The organism is Cupriavidus sp. FW306-01-F10A, from assembly GCF_058782785.1.
The window spans coordinates 42219-63232 of the sequence record NZ_JBYSYA010000021.1; the positions used below are offsets into that span (position 1 = coordinate 42219).

The 21014-nt window shown below is 67.8% G+C and carries 14 protein-coding genes; 6 read left to right on the plus strand and 8 right to left on the minus strand.

The genetic code is table 11. From position 1 onward, the window contains the following. Nucleotides 1-86: 86 nt before the first annotated feature. Nucleotides 87-2954, minus strand: a complete 2868-nt coding sequence (locus AC3WLF_RS24555) for a valine--tRNA ligase (RefSeq protein WP_492351549.1) — start codon at nucleotides 2952-2954, stop codon at nucleotides 87-89. A gap of 220 nt (nucleotides 2955-3174) precedes the next feature. Here AC3WLF_RS24555 and AC3WLF_RS24560 point away from each other — a divergent pair, with 220 nt between their 5' ends. Then, nucleotides 3175-5523, plus strand: a complete 2349-nt coding sequence (locus AC3WLF_RS24560; protein ID WP_492318729.1) for a UvrD-helicase domain-containing protein — start codon at nucleotides 3175-3177, stop codon at nucleotides 5521-5523. 43 nt (nucleotides 5524-5566) lie between these two features. Here the strand turns inward: AC3WLF_RS24560 and AC3WLF_RS24565 are convergent, their stop codons facing one another. From AC3WLF_RS24565 to sauS, 3 genes are all read right to left on the minus strand, one after another. After that, the gene (locus AC3WLF_RS24565; RefSeq protein ID WP_492318728.1) at nucleotides 5567-6859 is read right to left on the minus strand and encodes an MFS transporter; all 1293 of its coding nucleotides are present in this window, start codon (nucleotides 6857-6859) and stop codon (nucleotides 5567-5569) included. Nucleotides 6860-7072: 213 nt separating this feature from the next. Further along, nucleotides 7073-8602 carry an acyl--CoA ligase gene (locus tag AC3WLF_RS24570; RefSeq protein WP_492351550.1) on the minus strand — a complete coding sequence of 510 codons (1530 nt, stop codon included), beginning with the start codon at nucleotides 8600-8602 and terminating at the stop codon, nucleotides 7073-7075. Continuing rightward, nucleotides 8599-10080, minus strand: coding sequence for an acylating sulfoacetaldehyde dehydrogenase (sauS, locus tag AC3WLF_RS24575; protein ID WP_492358949.1), 1482 nt, complete (start codon nucleotides 10078-10080; stop codon nucleotides 8599-8601). The genes AC3WLF_RS24570 and sauS overlap by 4 nt, the downstream gene beginning before the upstream one ends. A gap of 207 nt (nucleotides 10081-10287) precedes the next feature. Here sauS and AC3WLF_RS24580 point away from each other — a divergent pair, with 207 nt between their 5' ends. Then, complete coding sequence (locus AC3WLF_RS24580) at nucleotides 10288-11046, plus strand: IclR family transcriptional regulator (protein WP_010813655.1); 759 nt, start codon at nucleotides 10288-10290, stop codon at nucleotides 11044-11046. A 74-nt stretch (nucleotides 11047-11120) separates the two neighbouring features. Here AC3WLF_RS24580 and AC3WLF_RS24585 read toward each other — a convergent pair whose 3' ends face one another. The 4 genes from AC3WLF_RS24585 to AC3WLF_RS24600 all read right to left on the minus strand — a co-directional run bounded on the left by AC3WLF_RS24585 (nucleotide 11121) and on the right by AC3WLF_RS24600 (nucleotide 14662). After that, nucleotides 11121-11927, minus strand: coding sequence for a BPSS1780 family membrane protein (locus AC3WLF_RS24585; RefSeq protein WP_492318725.1), 807 nt, complete (start codon nucleotides 11925-11927; stop codon nucleotides 11121-11123). Between the two features lie 5 nt (nucleotides 11928-11932). After that, nucleotides 11933-12928, minus strand: a complete 996-nt coding sequence (locus AC3WLF_RS24590; protein ID WP_492318724.1) for a homoserine kinase — start codon at nucleotides 12926-12928, stop codon at nucleotides 11933-11935. A 131-nt stretch (nucleotides 12929-13059) separates the two neighbouring features. Then, nucleotides 13060-13494, minus strand: a complete 435-nt coding sequence (locus AC3WLF_RS24595) for a hypothetical protein (protein ID WP_492351552.1) — start codon at nucleotides 13492-13494, stop codon at nucleotides 13060-13062. Nucleotides 13495-13714: 220 nt separating this feature from the next. After that, nucleotides 13715-14662: an LOG family protein gene (locus AC3WLF_RS24600; RefSeq protein ID WP_011615808.1), complete on the minus strand. Its 948-nt coding sequence runs from the start codon at nucleotides 14660-14662 to the stop codon at nucleotides 13715-13717. A 4-nt stretch (nucleotides 14663-14666) separates the two neighbouring features. On the opposite strand from AC3WLF_RS24600, the gene polA reads away from it, so the two are divergent. The 4 genes from polA (at nucleotide 14667) to AC3WLF_RS24620 (ending at nucleotide 21014) form a co-directional block, all read left to right on the plus strand. Then, nucleotides 14667-17483 carry a DNA polymerase I gene (gene polA / locus AC3WLF_RS24605; RefSeq protein WP_492318722.1) on the plus strand — a complete coding sequence of 939 codons (2817 nt, stop codon included), beginning with the start codon at nucleotides 14667-14669 and terminating at the stop codon, nucleotides 17481-17483. Nucleotides 17484-17641: 158 nt separating this feature from the next. Continuing rightward, a complete protein-coding gene (locus tag AC3WLF_RS24610) occupies nucleotides 17642-18967 on the plus strand; it encodes an NAD(P)/FAD-dependent oxidoreductase (RefSeq protein ID WP_492318721.1) in 1326 nt (441 codons plus the stop codon). 156 nt (nucleotides 18968-19123) lie between these two features. Next, a complete protein-coding gene (locus tag AC3WLF_RS24615; RefSeq protein ID WP_010813648.1) occupies nucleotides 19124-20002 on the plus strand; it encodes a dienelactone hydrolase family protein in 879 nt (292 codons plus the stop codon). Nucleotides 20003-20123: 121 nt separating this feature from the next. Continuing rightward, nucleotides 20124-21014, plus strand: a complete 891-nt coding sequence (locus AC3WLF_RS24620; protein WP_011615804.1) for a ZIP family metal transporter — start codon at nucleotides 20124-20126, stop codon at nucleotides 21012-21014.

The window sequence follows — 21014 nt, forward strand, 5'->3', positions numbered from 1 at the left end:
ATTGCGGGCGCCGTCTGTCCGGTTCTGTCCGACGAAGCCGGACAGAACCCCCGGCAGGCAGGGGCGTGAATGCGGCCGCCGTGCCGTCAGGCCGGCAGCCGCTGCAGCTGGCCCTGCAGCTTGGCCAGCGTCTGCTCGAAATCGGCCAGGCGCTGCGTCTCTTGCGCCACCACGGCTGGCGGTGCCTTGGCGACAAAGCTCTCGTTGGAGAGCTTGGCGCGGCACTTGCCGATTTCGCCACCGATGCGCTCGACTTCCTTCGACAGGCGCGCGCGCTCGGCGCCGACATCGATCTCGATCTTCAGCAGCAGGTGGTTGCCCCCGGCAATGGCGACCGGCGCGCCGGCGCCTTCAGCCTGCAGGGCAGCTTCATCTTCGAAGACGCGTACCTCGGAAAGTTTCGCAAGTGCCTGGATATGTGCGCTCGCCGCCTTCAGGAAGGTGCTGTCACCCTCAGCATAGAGCGGGATGCGCTGGGCCGGCGAGATGTTCATCTCGCCGCGCAGGTTGCGGCAGGCATCGATCACTTCCTTCAGGCGCGCAACCCATTGCTCGGCTTGCTCGTCGATCTTGGCGACCGCCGGCAGCGGGTAGGGCTGCAGCGCGATGGTCTCGGAGCCGTCACCCTTGGCGCGGCCGGCCAGCGGGGCCACCTTCTGCCACAGCTCTTCGGTGATGAAGGGGATGATCGGATGCGCCAGGCGCAGCACGGTCTCGAGCACGCGCAGCAGCGTGCGCCGCGTGGCGCGCTGCTGGGCCTCGGTGCCGTTCTGGATCTGCACCTTGGCCAGTTCCAGGTACCAGTCGCAGTATTCGTCCCAGACGAACTTGTAGATGGCGTTGGCGATATTATCGAAGCGGTATTCGGCAAAGCCCTTCTCGACCTCGGCTTCCACGCGCTGCAGCAGCGACACGATCCAGCGGTCGGCCTGCGAGAAATCCAGGTAGCCGTCCGGGCCGCAGTCGTTGTTGCACGGGCCCATGCCGCAGTCATGGCCTTCGGTGTTCATCAGCACGAAGCGGGTCGCGTTCCACAGCTTGTTGCAGAAGTTGCGGTAGCCCTCGCAGCGGCCGGTATCGAAGTTGACGTTGCGGCCCAGCGTGGCCAGCGACGCGAAGGTGAAGCGCAGCGCGTCGGCGCCGAAGGCGGGAATGCCCTCGGGGAATTCCTTTTTCGTCTTCTTTTCGATCTTGGGCGCGTCCTTGGGGCGGCGCAGGCCGGTGGTGCGCTTCTGCAGCAGCGTGTCGAGGTCGATGCCGTCGATCAGGTCCACCGGGTCCAGCGTGTTGCCCTCGGACTTGCTCATCTTCTTGCCTTCCGAATCGCGCACCAGGCCGTGCACGTAGACGGTATGGAAGGGCACCTTGCCGATGAAGTGCTTGGTCATCATGACCATGCGCGCCACCCAGAAGAAGATGATGTCGTAGCCGGTCACCAGCACCGACGACGGCAGGAAGTGATGCATCTCGGGCGTTTCTCCCGGCCAGCCCAGCGAGGAGAAGGGCACCAGCGCCGACGAGAACCAGGTGTCGAGCACGTCTTCCTCGCGGCGCAGGCTGCCGGTGCTGCCGGCGGCCTTTGCCTTGGCCAGCGCTTCTTCTTCGGTGCGGCCGACAAAGCAGTTGCCGGCATCGTCGTACCACGCCGGGATCTGGTGGCCCCACCACAGCTGGCGCGAGATGCACCAGTCCTGGATATTGCCCAGCCACTGGTTGTAGGTGCTGATCCAGTTTTCCGGCACCAGCTTGATCTCGCCGCTCTGCACGGCTTCCAGCGCCACCTCGGCGATCGAGCGGCCCGGGTAGAAGGTGCCTTCCGGCGCCGGCTTGCTCATGGCGACGAACCACTGGTCGGTCAGCATCGGTTCGATCGCGCTGCCGGTGCGCTCGCTGCGCGGGGTCATCAGCTTGTGCTTCTTGATGTCGGCCAGCAGGCCGCGCTTGTCCAGGTCCTCGACGATGGCGCGGCGCGCGTCGAAGCGGTCCAGGCCGGCGTAGGCGGCGGGGGCGTCGGCAACGATCTTCGCGTCCAGCGTCAGGATCGACAGCTGCGGCAGGTTGTGGCGCTGGCCCACCGCATAGTCGTTGAAGTCATGGCCCGGGGTCACCTTGACCACGCCGGTGCCGAACTCGCGGTCGACGTACTCGTCGGCAATCACCGGGATCTGGCGCTCGGTCAGCGGCAGCTGCACGAACTTGCCGATCAGGTGCGCATAGCGCTCGTCTTCCGGGTGGACCATCACGGCCACGTCGCCCAGCATGGTTTCGGGGCGGGTGGTGGCCACGGTCAGGTGGGTCAGGCCGCCCTTGGCGTCAGCCTCGACCAGCGGATAGTGGATATGCCACAGCGAGCCTTCTTCCTCGACGCTGTCGACTTCCAGGTCCGACACCGCGGTGCCCAGCACCGGGTCCCAGTTGACCAGGCGCTTGCCGCGATAGATCAGGCCCTGTTCGTGCAGGCGCACGAAAGCTTCGGTGACCGCCTTCGACATCTCGGGCGACATCGTGAAGTACTCGCGGCTCCAGTCGATCGAAGCGCCCATGCGCCGCACCTGGCGGGTGATGGTCGAGCCCGACTCTTCCTTCCAGGCCCACACCTTCTCGGTGAACTTCTCGCGGCCCAGGTCATGGCGCGACACGCCCTGCGACTCGAGCTGGCGCTCCACCACGATCTGGGTGGCGATGCCGGCGTGGTCTGTGCCCGGCACCCACAGCGTATTGGCGCCGCTCATGCGCGCATGGCGCGCCAGGCCGTCCATGATGGTCTGGTTGAACGCGTGGCCCATATGCAGCGTGCCGGTCACATTGGGCGGCGGCAGCTGGATCGCAAAGTCCGGGCGGGCAGGGTCGAAGGTCGGCTTGGCGATGCCGCGCTTCTCCCACTCGGGGCCCCATTTCGCCTCGATGGCGGTGGGTTCGAAGCTTTTGGCGAGGGACTGGTCTTGGGCGGTCATGCTGGGATGTCGATATTGGCGTCGGGGGTCGTCGCAGGGTGCTTCGGCCTGCGCCTGGCGAGGCGGCGGCCGTCGGCGGCCGGCATTGCGCCAGTAAAACGTTAAATTATACGGGGGGTGGCAGGCTGGTGCCTATTTCCCGGCCATCCGGCCCCGCCGGATGTGACTTGCAGGACAGGGCCCGCCGGTATAATCGCCGTCAATCCACAAGGCTCATCCGATGTCCGACCTGCTTGCCAACCTGAACGCCGAACAACTAGCCGCCGTCACCCTGCCTGACGAACCGGCGCTGATCCTGGCGGGCGCGGGCAGCGGCAAGACCCGCGTGCTGACCACGCGCATCGCCTGGCTGATCCAGAACGGCCGGGTCTCGCCGGCGGGCATCCTGGCGGTGACCTTTACCAACAAGGCCGCCAAGGAAATGCAGACGCGCCTGTCGTCGATGCTGCCGATCAACACCCGCGGCATGTGGATCGGCACCTTCCACGGCCTGTGCAACCGCATGCTGCGCGCGCATTTCCGCGACGCCGGGCTGCCCCAGACCTTTGCCATCCTGGACAGCCAGGACCAGCTCTCGGCGCTCAAGCGGCTGCTCAAGTCGCTCAACGTCGACGATGAGAAGTACCCGGCCAAGAACCTGCAGTACTTCATCAACAACGCCAAGGAGCAGGGCCTGCGCCCGGCCGACGTCGAGGCCAACGACGACTTCAACAAGCGCTTTGTCGACCTCTACGCCGCCTACGACCTGCAGTGCCAGCGCGAAGGCGTGGTCGACTTTGCCGAGCTGCTGCTGCGCTGCTACGAGCTGCTGCGCTACAACGACGCCATCCGCCAGCACTACCAGCACCGCTTCCGCCACGTGCTGGTCGACGAGTTCCAGGACACCAACGTGCTGCAGTACCAGTGGCTCAAGCTGCTGGCCGGCTACGGCACGCAGAACCCGGCCGCGGTCTTTGCCGTAGGCGACGACGACCAGAGCATCTATGCGTTCCGCGGCGCCAACGTCGGCAATATGCGCGACTTCGAGCACGAGTTCCGTGTGCGCCGGCTGATCAAGCTGGAGCAGAACTACCGCTCGCACGGGCATATCCTGGATTCGGCCAACCACCTGATCTCGCACAACGCGCGCCGCCTGGGCAAGAACCTGCGCACCGACGCCGGCCACGGCGAGCCGGTGCGGGTGTTCCAGGGCGGCTCGGACGGCCAGGAAGCCGCCTGGATCATCGAGGAGATCCGCGACCAGATCGCGCAGGGCGCCAGCCGCGCCGAGATTGCCATCCTGTACCGCAGCAACGCGCAGTCGCGCGTGATCGAGCATGCGCTGTTCTCGGCCGGCATCGCGTACCGCGTCTATGGCGGCCTGCGCTTCTTCGAGCGCGCCGAAATCAAGCACGCGCTGGCCTATATGCAGCTGCTGGAGAACCCGCGCAACGATGCCGCCTTTGGCCGCGTGGTCAACTTCCCGGCGCGCGGCATCGGCGCGCGCTCGCTGGAAGTGCTGCAGGACATGGCGCGCCAGTATGACTGCGCGCTGGCCGAGGCGGTGGCCTACGTGCCCGGCGCGGCCGGCAGCAAGCTGGCAGCGTTTGCGCGCCTGGTAGAGAAGATGCGCGAGGACACGCGCCGCATGACGCTGGCCGAGACCGTCGAGTACGTGATCAACCACAGCGGCCTGATCACCCACTACCAGGGCGAGAAGGAAGGCCAGGACCGCATCGAGAACTTGCAGGAACTGGTGACCGCCGCGCAGGCCTTCGTGGTCGAGGAAGGCTACGGCCTGGAGGCGCTGGCCGCGGTGATCCCGGTTGACCGCAGCCCCGCCGCCCCGGCACTGGCCGACGGCGACCAGGCCCAGCAGGTGCTGGATCCGGAAGCGCTGCCGGTGGTGATGACGCCGCTGGTCGCGTTCCTGACCCATGCCTCGCTGGAAGCCGGCGACAACCAGGCCCAGGCCGGCCAGGACGCGGTGCAGATGATGACCGTGCATGCGGCCAAGGGGCTGGAGTTCGACGTGGTCTTCATCACCGGGATGGAAGAGGGCCTGTTCCCGCACGAGAACAGCATGATGGACCCGGACGGCGTGGAGGAAGAGCGCCGCCTGATGTACGTGGCGATCACGCGCGCGCGCAAGCGGCTCTACATGTCGTTCGCGCAAAGCCGCATGCTGCACGGCCAGACCCGCTACCACGTGCGCTCACGCTTCTTCGAGGAACTGCCCGAGGCCTCGCTCAAGTGGCTGACGCCGCCGGCGCAGGGCTACGGCGGCGTGCGCCGCCAGGAGCGCGACAGCGCCTGGGGCCGCGACTGGTTCCGCAAGCCCGAGGACGTGCCTTATACCGGCACGCGCCCCACCGGCGGCATGGACAACGGCAACGGCTATGCCGATGCCAAGCGCGAGGCCGGCACCGGCTTCCGGGTGGGGCAGTCGGTGTTCCACAACAAGTTTGGCGAAGGCGTGATCACCGCGCTGGAAGGCGAGGGCACCGACGCACGCGCCAATATCAACTTCAAGCGCAACGGCGCCAAGTGGCTGGCGCTGTCGGTGGCGAAGCTGGACGCGATCGACTGAACGGGTCCGGCTTCGCTGCGCGCCATGCCGCGCCCCGGGCGGCTCAGGGCAGGGCGTGGCGGACCTCGCCAGCCTTTTCGTCGGGGCTGTCCACCGTCAGCAGCGGATTGATGAACAGCGACGCCAGCGCGCCAACCCCGAGCAGCGCCCCCGAGATCATGAACGGCAGGTCATAGCTGCCGGTGCGCTCGATCAGGTAGCCGAACACCACCGGCGACACCATGCCGGCCACGCCGAAGCCGGTGTTCATCATGCCGCCCGCGGTGCCGGCGTACTTGCCGGCGATGTCCAGCGGCAGGCTCCACAGCACCGCGTTGGTCAGCTCCAGGAAGAAGAACGACAGCGACAGCAGGATCACCGCGTTGACGGCATCGGCCGTGAAGGTCATCGGCGCGATGAACATCAGCGAGCCGGCCAGCCCCACGAACAGGACCGCGCCGCGCGCCAGGCGCAGGTTGCCGGTGCGCTTGTAGATCCGGTCCGACAGCACGCCGCCGAGCGTATCGCCGACCACGCCGGCCATCAGCGGCAGCGCGGTGAACAGCGCCAGCTGCTTCAGGTCGAAGCCGCGTGCCTCCTTCAGGTACGAAGGCAGCCACGTCAGGTAGACCCACAGCGACCAGCCGTAGCAGAAGTCGACGAAGGTCACCAGCCACATGCGCCGGAACAGGCGCCGCCACGGCGTGGCCGCCTTGGCGGCCTGCCGGCTGTCGCCCTGCCGGTAGCCGATCTCCTGCAGCTCCTGCGCGGTCACGCGGCTGTGCTTGTCGGGCGAATCCTTGAAAAAGAAGGCGTACAGCAAGGTCCAGCCGAGGCTGACAGCGCCCAGCACGATAAAGGCTTCGCGCCAGCCGGCGGCGGCCACGATGACCAGCACGACCGGCGGCGTGATCGCGCCGCCCAGCCGCGCGAAGCTGTGGGTGATGCCCTGCGCGAAGCCGCGCTCCGCCACCGGCATCCAGTAGGTGAAGGCGCGCGTCGCGGTCGGGAACGCGCCGCCTTCGCCGATGCCCAGCACGAAGCGCAGCACCACCAGCATCAGCACGCTGCCCGCGAAGCCGGTCAGCACGGTGGCCACGCCCCAGATCAGCGACAGCACGATCAGCACCTTCTTGGGCCCGAACTTGTCGGCCATCCAGCCGCCGAGGATCTGCATGGCGGCATAGGGGTAGGCAAAGGCCGAGAACACCAGCCCCAGCTGCGATGTGGTCAGCCCCATTTCCTCGCGGATCAGGGGGGCGGCGACCGAGATGTTGACGCGGTCGATATAGGCGATGAAATACATCAGGCACATGACGCCCAGGATCATGTGCCGGGTCTTGATACGTTGCTTCATAACCACCTCCTATGCGCGGCGCGCGCGTGGTGTTGACGGGGCGGCGGCCGGCGCACGGTCCGTAGCCATGCGCTTGCGGCGCGCCGGGGGCGCGGCGCCGGCCGCGCTGCCCCGTCCTTGAGCAATCTGTCTGCAGTCTTGAGTCGTGTCTCCTGGTCTGGTGGATTCCGGTCGGGCAGGCTCCTTGGCGAGGGTTGTGGAAGGGGGGAAGGTTCAGGCGTGGTCGAGCAGCTTCAGCCGTTGCACCTTGCCGGACGGGCCGCGCGGCAGCTCGGCGATAAAGCGGAACTCCTTCGGCGTCTTGTAGCGGCCCAGCTCGCGCAGGCAATGCGCGCGCAGCGCCGCGTCATCACAGCGCGCGGCCTCGCGCATGACCACGTAGGCAACGATCTCCTGCCCGTAGGCCGGGTCCGGCACGCCGACCGCCGCGGCTTCGAGCACGGCCGGATGGCGCAGCAGGGCCTCGTCGATCTCGCGCGGGGCGATGTTCTCGCCGCCCTTGATGATCAGTTCCTTGGCGCGCCCGCTGATGTAGAAATAGCCGTCGGCGTCGCGGTAGCCGAGGTCGCCCGTGCGCAGCCAGCCATCGTGCGTAAAGGCCTCGCGCGTGATATCCGGCGCCTTGTAGTAGCCTGCCATCACGCTCTCGCCCTGCAGCACGATCTCGCCGACCTGTCCGTCAGGCACCGGCTTGCCGTCGCGCCCGAGTACGCGTGCGCGCGTGCCAGATGGCCTGCCGATGCTGCCGATGCGCCGCTGGCCCGGGTCGAGCGGATTGCTGAACGCCGGTGCGGCAGTCTCGGTCATGCCCATGGTCTCGATCACGCCGATGCCGAAGCGCGCCTCGAAGGCGCGGTGATGCTCGGGCGGCAGCGCGGCCGAGGCCGAGCGGCAGAAGCGCACGCCGGCCGGAGCCTGGCCGTGCGGATCGTTCAGCAGGTAGGCGATGATGGTCGGCACCACGTTCAGCCAGGTGCAGCCGTGGCGCGCGCTGTCCTGCCAGAACGCGCTGGCGGAAAAGCGCATCGGCATCACCACCGAGCCGCCGTGCACCAGCGGCGCGATCGCGGTCACGACCAGGCCGTTGATGTGATACAGCGGCAGCGTCGCCAGCACCCGGTCGGCCGGCCCGAGGCAGTGCTCGCGGCTGACGTTGGCGCCGTTGGCCACCAGGTTGCGCTGCGTCAGCAGCACGCCTTTGGGCGTGCCGGTGGTGCCGGACGTGTACATGAGCAGTGCGGGCGCGTCAGGCTGCGGTGGGGGCAGTGGCGACGCAGCGGCATGCGTGGCCGGCAGTGCCGGCAGGCTGTTGGCGTCGGGCGCGGTGACGAGCACCGGCACGTCCAGCCCGGCCTCGCGCAGGGCTTCGCGGATGGCGGCTTCTCCGTCGGGCCAGGTGAAGACCAGCCGCGTATCCGAATGCCCCAGGATGTAGCGCAGCTGCGCCGGCTGGCACAGCAGGTTGATCGGGTTGACGACCAGCCCGCAGGCCATGGTGCCGAGCAGGAGCCGCGCGGTCTGCTCGCCGTTGGGCAGGTACACCGACACCGTCTGGCCGCTGCCCAGGCCGGCTGCCGCATAGCGGCGGCCGAGCGTGCCGGCGTCCGTCGCCAGCGCGCCGAACGTCAGCGCATGGCCGCTGTCCGGGGACAACAGGTAGGGCTTGTCGGGCCACTGCGCGGCGCGCACGGCTATCAGCGCTGCAAGCGTGTCGAACACCTCGGGTTCCGTGCGCGCGTTCATTTGCCGACCCTCGCGAAGTAATCGCCCAGCAGGTCCGCTTCATCGGGCACGTGCTCGGCGATGGGCACGGCGATGCGGGTGATGTTCAGGTATTGGCGCCAGCCGAGGTTGTCCGAGAAGTTGTTGCCGCCCCAGGTGCCGCAGCCCATCGACAACGAGAACGGCAGGCCGTTGTCGAAATTCCCGCCGGTGGCGAAGCAGTGCGCCTGGTTCACGATCACGCGCGCCACCGGCAGTTCCTGTCCGAGCTGCAGCGCATGGCGTGGGTTGGACGAATGCAGGCTGACCGAATGCCCGGCGCCCATATAGGCGTACAGGCTCGCCACGCGCTCGACCGCCGCCGCGAAGTCGGCCGCGCGGTAGAGCGTCAGCACGGGCGAGAGCTTCTCGCCGGAGAAGGGGTAGTCGCTGCCGACACCGGCTTCCTCCACCAGCAGCATCGCGGGCTGCAGCGCGCGCACGCGTTCCAGCCCGGCGAGCTCGGCAATGCGGGTCGCGCTCTGTCCCGTGAAGGTGCCGGCGAGCTTGCCGTCGCGCCACATCAGCGCCTGCAGCCGCGCTTTCTCCGAAGCCGTGAGCAGCACGCCGCGGACCGCCGCCAGGGCGTCGAGCATGGGTGTGTAGACCGCGTCGAGCACGACCAGGCTGTTCTCCGAAGAGCAACTGGTGGCATTGTCGAAGGTCTTGGAGCGCACCACCTTGGCCGCCGCGTCATCCAGCGTGGCGCTGGCGTCGATGATCGATGCCACATTGCCGGCGCCCACGCCGAAGGCCGGTGTGCCGCAGGTGTAGGCCATGCGCACGTTGGCCTGCGAGCCCGTCGCGACCACCAGGTCGGCCTGCCGCATGAGCGCCGCCGTCGCGGCCTTCGAGACCGGCGCGGGCAGCATCTGGACCAGGTCGGCGGGCAGGCCGGCGCGCGCAAACTCGGCGTGGATGAACGACAGCAGCAGCGCGCAGGTGTCCTGCCCCTTCGGCGACGGCGCCACGATCACGCTGTTGCCGCACTTGAGCGCGTTGATGATCTTGTTGGCCGGCGTGGCCGCGGGATTGGTCGAAGGCGTAATGGCCGCCACCACGCCCACGGGCCGCGCGATCTCGGTGATGCCGGCTGCCGCATCCTGCGCGATCACGCCCACCGTCCTGCGGCCATGCAGGTCGCGCAGCAGGCCCAGCGTCTTGCGGTGGTTCTTGCGGATCTTGTCGTCGACATTGCCCAGCCCGGTGTCGGCGACGGCACGCTCGGCCAGCTGGCGGTTGCGCGCGGGCTCCATGATGGCCCACGCGGCTGCGGCGACTGCCGTGTCGATGGTGGCCTGGTCGGCACGCGCGAACTCGCGCTGCGCCTGCCTGGCCCGGGCCACGACCGCAGCGACGGCTTCAGCCGCGGCTTGCGCTGGCTGCACGGGCAGCGATGCCGTCGCTAGGGGCAAATCGGAATTGTTGGACTGCCGGCGATGCAGTATTTGCACACTCATGGATTCGACTCCGCGGTTTGGACGGTCAGGGCCGCCGCGCTTTGTCGTGCACTTCGCGGCACCGTCGGCGGCCCTGGATCGAATCTAGTGAAGCGGGGCAGACAGGCCGTCCCAATTTGTGCGCTTTCGCGAGTGCGCAGCCGGGGTGCGATCGAGAATTCAGTTTTCGGGACGGCCATGCGTCCCGGAATCCTTTAAATTTGATCCATGAGCAATCATTCGAATGCCGCCGCCGTGCGCGCCTTCCGCATTCTCGAGATCCTGTCCGCGGCCGACGGACCGCTGTCGCTGGCGGCCATCGTGCAGGCGATCGAGCTGCCGAAGCAGACCGTCCACCGCATCCTCAAGCAGCTGGAAAGCACGTGGCTGGTGTCGCGCACGGCCGGCAACCGCCACTACGAGTGCTCATCGCGCGTGCGGCAGCTGGCCGTCAATGTGCTGATGCAGGCAGGTCCGGCGGCGGCGCGCCATGCGATCCTGCAGCAGCTGGTCGACAAGATCGGTGAGACCTGCAACCTGACCATGCTGTCCGGCGACGACGTGGTCTACCTGGACCGCGTGGAAACGCAATGGCCGCTGCGCATGCACCTGCAGCCGGGCTCGCGGGTGCCGCTGCACTGCACCGCCAGCGGCAAGCTGTTGCTGGCGTTCCTGCCGAGCGCGCAGCGCCAGCGCCTGGTTGCCAGCCTGCCGCTGCGCGCGCACTCGGCGCACACCATTACCAATGCCGAGGCCTTGCACGCGGAACTGGCCGAGACACGGCAGCGGCGTTTGGGGGTCAACAATCAGGAAAACCTGGAAGGCATGATCGCGGTCGCGGTGCCGGTGATGCGCAACCGGAGCCGCGCCTGCGCGGCGATTGCCGTGCAGGTGCCGATGGCACGCATGACGATGGACCAGCTGATGGGATTCGTGCCGGACCTGCGCCTGGCAGCGGACGAGATGGTGAAGACGTTCTGCGAATAGCCCGTGAGGGCGGTGTGCTCCCTCTCCCGCAAGCGGGAGAGGGAGCACACAATCGCGTAGCGAGCGCCCGTTGTTCAGGCCCCGGGAGTTGCCGGCGCGGCCGGATCCACCCCCGGCGGCGTCACGTTGAAGCAGCCGCGATACGTGGCATAGAACGAGCAGTACAGGATCGCCAGCATCAGCAGCGAATACGGCGTGACCAGGAACGACAGCACCGTTTCCGCGCCGAAGGCGCTGAACACCGCCTCCAGGAAGAACGGGATCGCCACCAGCAGCATCGCGAACAGCACCGCGTAGGTGAGGAATGCGCCGCGGTTGCGCCAGCACGCGGTCCAGCTGAAGAACAGTGCCTTGACCGGCGGCACGCCGTGCCAGGCTGCCAGCAGCGGCGCGAACCAGAACATCATCGCGATCGGCGTGTACAGCAGCGCGCCGATCAGCATGGCGTAGTACAGCTGGCGCACCGCTTCGGCGGTCGGCGCTTCTTCCTTCAGCACGATCGGCACCAGCGCGCTCATGTCGACCACCGAGCCGGCGATCAGCCCCAGCATGAACACCAGCCCGGCGTAGATGCCGCCCAGCACCAGCAGGTTGCGCGTGGCTTCCTTGCCGTTGGCGCGGAAGCCCGCCAGCAGCACGGTGGGCATCACCCGCTTGTTCTGGATCACGTCGCGGCATGCGGTCATCACGCCGACCGACAGGCCGGGGGTGACCACCAGCAGCGCGATAATGCCGATCAGCGGCACCACGATGGCCAGCTGCGCGGCGATCAGGTAGACGAACAGCAGCATCAGGAAGGTCAGCGGGTTCTTGCGGAACAGCCAGATGCCCTGGCGGAACCAGGTGTAGCCTTCCTTGGCAGGGACTTCCAGTAGTTGCATACGGATCAGATCCAGGGGAGCGGGGCGCTTGCAGGGTCCGCGCCGATGCGCCGGCGCAGGATGCGTTCGAAATGGGTCGGGTCGTGCGGTTGCAGCATGTCGGCCTCGCGCGGCAGGTAGAAGTCCCACAGTCGCGATACCCAGAAGCGCAGCGCACCCGCGCGCAGCATGTCCTGCCAGTGCGCGGCCTCGGTGGCGGTCAGCGGCCTCACGGCATGATAAGCCCGCAGCAAGGCCTGCGTGCGCGCGGGGTCGAGTTCGCCGCTGGCCAGGTCGATGCACCAGTCGTTGACGGTGACCGCCACATCGAACAGCCACTTGTCGTTGCCGGCGAAGTAGAAGTCGAAGAATCCGCCCAGGCGGTGGCGTCCGCTGCCGTCTTCCTCGAACAGCGCGTTGTCGCGGAACAGGTCGCAGTGGCACGGGCCCGAGCCCAGGCCGGCGTAGTCCGCGCTGGCGAAGAAGGCGGCCTGGTGGGCGATCTCCTGCTGCAGCAGCGCGCGCTGGCCGGCATCCAGGAAGGGCAGGATCTCAGGCTCGGTCTGCCGCCACCAGGGCAGGCTGCGCAGGTTGGGCTGCTGGCGCGGATAGTCCTGGCCGGCCAGGTGCATGCGTGCCAGCATGTCGCCCACTTCAGCGCAGTGCTGCGCGTCGGGCGCCAGTTGCGATGCTCCGGGCAGGCGCGTGACGATGGTGGCGGGCTTGCCCTTGAGCGGGCGCAGGATCTCGCCGTCGCGCGCCGGGATCGGCGCGGGCACGCGGATGCCGCGCTCGGCCAGGTGCGCCATCAGGTGCAGGTAGTACGGCAGCTGCGCGAACGTGAGCCGCTCGAAAATGGTCAGCACATACTGGCGCGTCTGGCCATCGTGCTCCGTGGTAAGGAAGAAATTGCTGTTCTCGATGCCCGAGGCGATGCCGCGCAGCTCGCGCACTTCGCCAAGGTTGAAATCCAGCAGCCAGCGGGCGATCTCGTCCTGCGAGACCGTGGTGAATACGGCCATACTCGTTGTGTGAAGCGAATCGGAAAGCGGCGGGCACCGGTTCCGGACAAAGTCCGGACCGCCGCCGCGGCATGACACTGCCGGAGGGCCGGCGCGGCCTGGGGCTTACGCCAGGCCGTGGGCAAGCGAACTCAGAACTTCAGGTTGACCGAAGGCACGCGGTTGACATCGTGCTCGCGGATCTTGGGCGAGCTGTCTTCCGGCTTGCTCATCTCGTATTTAGTGCCGAAACCCGACCTGACCTGGATATCGGTGGCCCGTCCCTTGTCGCGGTACTCGCGCACCTGGGTGCCATCGCGTTCATTGAGCTGGAAACTCGGCTGGCGCGGCTGGTTCAGTTGCGACTTGGCCGCCGGGGCGATCGGCTGGTTGTTGATCTGGTTCAGCTCCTGCTGCGTCAGCGCATTGCTTTCCTGCGCGACGGCCCAGCCGGAAGCCAGCGCCAGCGTGGCGGCGGCCACGGCGGCGAGGCTGGACACGGACCGCCTGGCAGGCGATTCAGGCTCGCCGGCCACGGCGGAAGACCGCGTGGGCCGGACCGAGCGGGCGGTGGAGGGGGAGGTCATCAGGTGCTCCTGTGCGGGGCTGCGGCGCAGCTTGCGCGCAACCCCGCGGCATGCGGCGGTTGGACTGCAACCCGGCGGCGCCGGGCTTGGCAGACGGACAGGTTCCATTCTAGCAATTCCTGCCGTGCGCAGGCCGCTGCCGTGCCCCGGGGGGCACCTGCGCAACGGGCGCCGGGTGCCGGGTACGTGGCTTGGCGCCGCGCGCCCCGGCGTCCATGCCTTACAGGTAGAACATCTCTTCCTTGGGCGGAATCGGCTTGTCGCCGCCGCGCTGCTCGTAGTAGTCGTAGACCGCTTCCAGCACTTCGTGCGGTTCGTCGACGATCTTCATCAGGTCCAGGTCGTGCTCGGCGATCAGGCCCATCGGCAGCAGCGTGAAGCGGAACCAGTCCAGCAGGCCCTTCCAGAAACGGCTGCCGAACATGATCACCGGCACCGAGCGCGACTTGCCGGTCTGCACCAGCGTCAGCACCTCGGCCAGCTCGTCGAGCGTGCCGAAGCCGCCCGGCATCACGATGAAGGCGTCCGAATTCTTGACGAAGGTGACCTTGCGCGTGAAGAAGTGGCGAAAGCGCATGGCAATGTCCTGGTACGGATTGCCCTGCTGCTCGTGCGGCAGTTCGATGTTCAGGCCGACGCTGGCGGACTTGCCGGCATGCGCGCCCTTGTTGGCCGCTTCCATGATGCCGGGGCCGCCGCCGGAGATCACGGCAAAGCCGGCGTCCGAAAACAGCCGGGCGATCTCGATGGTGCGCTGGTAGTACGGCGAGTCCTCGCGCAGGCGCGCGCTGCCGTAGATCGACACGGCCGGGCGGATCTCGGAGAGGTACTCGGTGGCCTCGATGAACTCTGCCATAATCGTGAACATTTGCCACGAGGCGCGCGCCTTCTTTGCGGTAGCGCGGTCTTCGTCGGCCAGCGCACGCAGGCTGGGGATCATCTTGCGCGGATTGGCGCGCGCGGCCGCAGCAGCGGCCTTTTCAGCAGCAACTTCGGGCGGATTGCCCGCGGCAGCAGCATCGGCCGCCGCGGCGATGGCCGCGGCGTGCTCGGAAGCAGCCTCCGGCGGGGGTTGCACGGTATCGCCGGAAATGTCGGAAACATCCGGGTCAGCAAGGGGGGCGGTCGAGGCACCGCCTGCAGCGGCACCAGTCAATTTTGAGTCCATGGGAATGTCGGATAGTCCAAAAACACTCTTGCTCGTCGATGGATCGAGCTATCTGTATCGCGCTTATCACGCTCTGCCGGACCTGAGGAATGGGGAGGGTCTGCCCACAGGGGCAATCTACGGCATGATCAACATGCTGCGCAAGTTGCGCAACGACTACCCGGCAGAGTATAGCGCCTGCGTGTTCGACGCCAAGGGCAAGACCTTCCGCGACGACATGTATCCGGCCTACAAGGAACATCGCCCGTCGATGCCGGAAGACCTGGCGCGCCAGATCGAGCCGATCCATGAGGCCGTGCGCGCCATGGGCTGGCCGATCGTGGTGGTTGACGGCGTGGAGGCCGACGACGTGATCGGCACGCTGTCGCGCCAGGCCACGGAGCAGGGCGTGCGCACGGTGGTGTCCACCGGCGACAAGGACCTGGCGCAGCTGGTCAACGACCAGGTCACGCTGGTCAACACCATGAGCGGCGAGGTGCTCGATCCCCCTGGCGTGGTGGCCAAGTTCGGCGTGCCGCCCGAGCGCATCATCGACTACCTGTCGCTGATCGGTGATGCGGTCGACAACGTGCCGGGCGTGCCCAAGGTCGGCCCCAAGACCGCGGTCAAATGGCTGGCCGAGCATGGCTCGCTCGACGGCGTGATCGCCGCCGCCCCCGGCATCAAGGGCGTGGTGGGCGAGAACCTGCGCAATACGCTGGACTGGCTGCCGATGGCGCGCCAGCTGGTCACGGTCAAGACCGACTGCGACCTCTCCGCCGCGGTGGCGGACTTCCACGCGCTGCGCGAAATCGGCGAGGACAAGGACAAGCTGGTGGCGTTTTTCTCGCGCTACGGCTTCAAGACCTGGCTGCGCGAAGCGACCGGCGAAAGCCTGCCCGATGCCCGCGCCCAGGCCCGCGCCCGCGCGGCCGCCGCGCCGGCGCAAGGCGGCCTGTTCGATGTGCCGGCCGCGGCCGGCGCAGCCGAGGCACCGGCAGCGGACCAGGCCGCGCCGACCGAGATCAGCTACCAGACGGTCAGCACCGAAGCCCAGCTGGAAGACTGGATGCGGCGCATCGAGGCCGCACCGCTGGTGGCGATCGACACCGAGACTACTTCGCTGGACCCGATGCAGGCGCAGCTGGTCGGCATCTCGCTGTCGGTCGAGCCGGGCGTGGCCTGCTATATCCCGGTGGCGCACCGTGGCCCGGACGTGGCCGGGCTGCCCGACCACGGCCAGCTGTCGCGCGAGTTCGTGCTGGGGCGCATGCGTGCATGGCTGGAAGATGCCGGCCGCCCGAAGCTGGGCCAGAACCTCAAGTACGACGTCCATGTCTTTGCCAACCATGGTGTGAAGCTGCGCGGCGTGGCGCACGACACCATGCTGCAGAGCTACGTGCTGGCCTCGCACCGCAACCATGGCATGGACAGCCTGGCCGAGCGCCTGCTGAGCCTGAAGACCATCACCTATGAAGAGGTGTGCGGCAAGGGCGCCAGCCAGATCGGCTTCGACCAGATCGACCTGGCGCGCGCCACCGAATACGCTGCCGAAGACGCCGACGTGACCCTGCGCCTGCACCGCAAGATGTTCCCGCAGGTGGAAGCCGCGGCGGGCCTGCGCCGCGTGTATGAAGAGATCGAGATGCCGGTCTCGGTGGTGCTGCAGAAGGTCGAGCGCAACGGCGTGCTGATCGATGCCGAACGCCTGGCCGCGCAGAGCGCCGAGCTGGGCCAGCGCATGCTGGCGCTGGAGCAGGCCGCCTACGAGGCCGCCGGCCAGCCCTTCAACCTGGGCTCGCCCAAGCAGATCGGCGAGATCCTGTTCAGCCAGATGAAGCTGCCGGTGGTGAAGAAAACCGCCAGCGGCGCGCCCTCGACCGACGAAGAGGTGCTGCAGAAGCTGGCCGAGGACTACCCGCTGCCCAAGCTGCTGCTGGACTACCGCGGCCTGGCCAAGCTCAAGTCCACCTATACCGACAAGCTGCCCAAGATGGTCAACCCGCAGACCGGCCGCGTGCACACCAGCTACGGCCAGGCCACCGCGGTGACCGGCCGGCTGGCGTCGACCGAGCCCAACCTGCAGAACATCCCGGTGCGCACCGAGGAGGGCCGCCGCATCCGCGAAGCCTTTATCGCCGAGCCCGGCAGCGTGATCGTGTCGGCCGACTACTCGCAGATCGAGCTGCGCATCATGGCCCATATCTCGGGCGACGAGAACCTGCTGCGCGCCTTTGCCAACGGCGAGGACATCCACCGCGCCACCGCCGGCGAGATCTTCGGCGTGGAGCGCGAGGCCGTCAGCAGCGAGCAGCGCCGCTACGCCAAGGTGATCAACTTCGGCCTGATCTACGGCATGAGCGCGTTCGGCCTGGCCGGCAACCTGGGTATCGAGCGCGAGGCCGCCAAGCACTACATCGACCGTTATTTCATGCGCTACCCGGGCGTGGCCCACTACATGGAAGAGACCCGGCAGACCGCGCGCGAGCAAGGCTATGTCGAGACCGTGTTCGGCCGCCGGCTGTGGCTGCCCGACATCAACGGCGGCAGCGGCCCGCGCCGGCAGGCGGCCGAGCGCGCCGCCATCAACGCGCCGATGCAGGGCACCGCCGCCGACCTGATCAAGCTGTCGATGATCGCGGTGCAGGGCTGGCTGGAGCGCGACGGGCTGCAGACGCGCCAAATCATGCAGGTGCACGATGAACTGGTGCTGGAGGTGCCGGAGCATGAGCTGGAGCTGGTCAAGGTGCGGCTGCCGGAGCTGATGTGCTCGGTGGCGCAGCTGCGCGTGCCGCTGGTGGCCGAAGTGGGCAGCGGCGCCAACTGGGAAGAAGCGCACTGACGAGGCCGCCTGTCAGCCAGCCTGCGCCGCCCATGCGTTGTGGTATCGAATGAAGCGACTGCTGAGTCAGGCCCACCGGCTTGCCAGCCATGCTGCAATGCAGCAGACTGTGGCAAACGCCTCAGGCAAGAATTTACAAAAAACGCATCAGGTAGACCATGACAGAAACAAGGACGCCCCGCATCGTTGTCGTCGGTGGGGGAGCAGGGGGGCTGGAACTGGTAACGAAGCTGGGCGACAAGCTCGGCCGCAAGGGGCAGGCGCAGGTGGTGCTGGTGGACCGCCTGCCCACCCACATCTGGAAGCCGCTGCTGCATGAAGTGGCAGCCGGCAGCATGGACCCCAACACGCACCAGCTGGAATACGCGGCGCAGGCGCGCTGGCATCACTTCGAGTTCCAGCTGGGCGAGCTGACCGGCATCGACCGCACCCGCAAGACCATCTCGGTATCGGCCAGCTTCGACGAGGACGGCGCCGAACTGCTGCCGGCGCGCGAGCTGCCCTATGACACGCTGGTGCTGGCGATCGGCTGCGTCACGCATTTCTTCGGCGTGCCCGGCGCGGCCGAGAATGCCATCGCACTGGACGTCGTGGCGCAGGCCGAGCGCTTCCGCAAGCGGCTGATCGCGGCCTGCGTGCGGGCCCAGAACGGGCGCGGGCGCGTGGGCGAGGACGGTCGGCCGCGCGTTGACGTGGCCATCATCGGCGCGGGCGCCACCGGCGTTGAGCTGTCGGCCGAACTGCGTAACACCGCGCACGTGCTCAGCGCCTACGGCCTGCACCAGCTTGACCCGCGCCGCGACGTGCATATCCACGTGATCGAGGCCGGCCCACGCATCCTGCCGGCGCTGTCCGAACGGGTCTCGGTCGAGACCGCCAAGCTGCTCAAGAAGCTCGACGTCGGTGTCCTGACCAGCGAGCGCGTGACCGAGGTCACGCCGCAGGCGGTGCTGACCGCCAGCGGCAAGCATATCGATGCCGACCTGACGGTATGGGCGGCGGGCATCACCGCGCCGCCGGTGCTGGCCACGCTGGGGCTGCCGGTCAGCCGCCAGGGCCAGATCGTGGTCGGCCCGACGCTGCAGAGCGAGGGCGACCCGGACATCTTCGCCTTCGGCGACTGCGCCAGCTGCCCGTGGGCCGAGAAGCAGACCACGGTGCCGCCGCGCGCACAGGCCGCGCACCAGCAGGCCACCTTCCTCTACAACGCCCTGCGCGCCCGGCTGGACGGGCGTCCGCTGCCGTCGTTCGCCTTCAAGGACCTCGGCTCGCTGGTGTCGCTGGGGCATTTCAGCGCGGTGGGCAGCCTGATGGGCGGGCTGATCGGCGGCTCGATGTTCATCGAAGGGCTGATGGCGCGCGTCATGTACACGTCGCTGTACCGGATGCATGTGATGGCGCTGCACGGCGCCGTGGGCATGGCGCTGGACACGGTCTCGCACTGGCTGCGTCGCAAGACCAGCCCGCGCGTCAAGCTGCACTGACGCGCGCCGGGCCGGGGCTTCCCGCGCTGCACCATGCCGCGCGGGCGGCTGGCGTGCGGGGGGCTGCAAAGCCGCCCCATGTTTTCTCCATGTCTGCTTAAAATCTGCCGCTGGCGCCGCATCCCGGCCCAGCCACCAATGATCCTGGAGACACGCATGCTCAAACCGGAAGTGGATAGCCTCGTCCCCGGCCAGACGTTCGACCGCCGCGGCTTTGTCAAGACGGCGCTGGGTTCCGCCTTTGCGGCGGCCGCGCTGCCGGTGATGGCCCAGCAGGCCATCAAGACCGACTTTGCCGGCCTGAGCGCCGGCGAGGTCACCATCCCCTCGGGCGGCTTCAGCATGCCGGCCTACCGCGCCCAGCCCGAAGGCAAGAAGAACCTGCCGGTGGTGCTGGTGGTCAGCGAGATCTTCGGCGTGCACGAGCATATCGCCGACGTGTGCCGGCGCTTTGCCAAGCTGGGCTACCTGGCGATCGGGCCGGAACTGTTCGCGCGCCAGGGCGATCCGCAGAGCTTCGGCACCATCCAGGAGCTGCAGCGCGAGGTGATTGCCAAGGTGCCTGACGCGCAGGTGATGGGCGACCTGGACGCCGCGGTGGCCTGGGCCGGTGCCAACGGCGGCGACGTGTCGCGCCTGGCCATCACCGGCTTCTGCTGGGGCGGGCGCATGACCTGGCTCTATGCAGCGCACAGCAAGCGCCTGAAGGCCGGCGTGGCCTGGTATGGCCAGCTGGCGCCCGAGCCGACCCCGCTCAAGCCGAAGAATCCCATCGACCTGGTCGGCCAGCTCCATGCCCCGGTACTCGGCCTGTATGGCGGCAAGGACACCGGCATCCCGCAGGAGCAGGTGGAGAGGATGAAGTCCGCGCTGGCGGCGTCGTCCGACCCGGACGCCAAGGCCTCGCGCTTTATCGTCTATCCCGAGTCCGGCCATGCCTTCCATGCCGATTACCGGCCCAGCTACCGTGAAGCCGATGCCAGGGATGGCTGGCAGAAGTGCCTGGACTGGTTCAGGCAGCACGGCGTGGCCTGATCCGGCCGTCCCGGCGCCGCGAGGCGCCTCTCGCCCGACAGCAGGATTGCAAAGTCCCGGCGGATACGTACAATGCGGCCTTTGAGTTATTGCAACATTGTTGCGTTAGCCGCCCGGCGCGATGCGGGCGGAACGGCGGGGCCGCCCGGTACCGCCACCCCGGGAGCCCATCATCCATTCGACGCTTTTGTATATCCTGCTCGCCGCCACGATCTCGGGGGTGGGCAGCATCTTCGGGGCGGCGCTGCTGTCGCTGACGGTGGCGTCCCGCGTGGTCGAGCGCATGGTGAGCTTTTCGGTGGGCGTGCTGCTGGCCACCGCGCTGCTGCATTCGCTGCCCGAGGCGTTCGAGTCCGGCGCCGACCCGCGCGCGCTGTTCGGCACGCTGCTGGCCGGGCTGCTCGGTTTCTTCCTGCTGGAAAAGATCTCGCTACTGCGCCACTCGCACCACCACGAGGGCGACGGGCACCACCATCACCACGGCCATGACCGCGAGGAAGCGGGGCGCAGCGGCCTGACCATCCTGGTCGGCGACACCTTCCACAATTTTGCCGACGGCATTGTGATCGCGGCGGCCTTCCTGGCCGATCCGCATATCGGCGTGGTCACCGCGCTGGCGATCGCGGCGCACGAGATCCCGCAGGAAGTCGGCGACTTCATCGTGCTGCTCAATGCCGGCTTCTCCAAGGCCCGTGCCTTTGCCTTCAACTTGCTGTCGAGCCTGGCGGCCATCGCCGGCGGCGTGGTCGGGTATTTCCTGCTCGACCAGCTGAGCGGCTGGATTCCGTACGTGCTGGTGATTGCCGCCAGCAGCTTCCTCTATATCGCGGTCAGCGACCTGATGCCCCAGATGCAGCGCAAGCCGCGCTGGCGCGAGTCGGCGATCCAGGTGGTGCTGGTGGCCGCGGGCATCTCGGCGATCGTCTTCATCACCAACGGCGTGCACGAGAGCCACAGCCACGGCGGGCACGGCCATATTGCGCCCGCCGCGCCCATTGCCTCGTCACGCTGA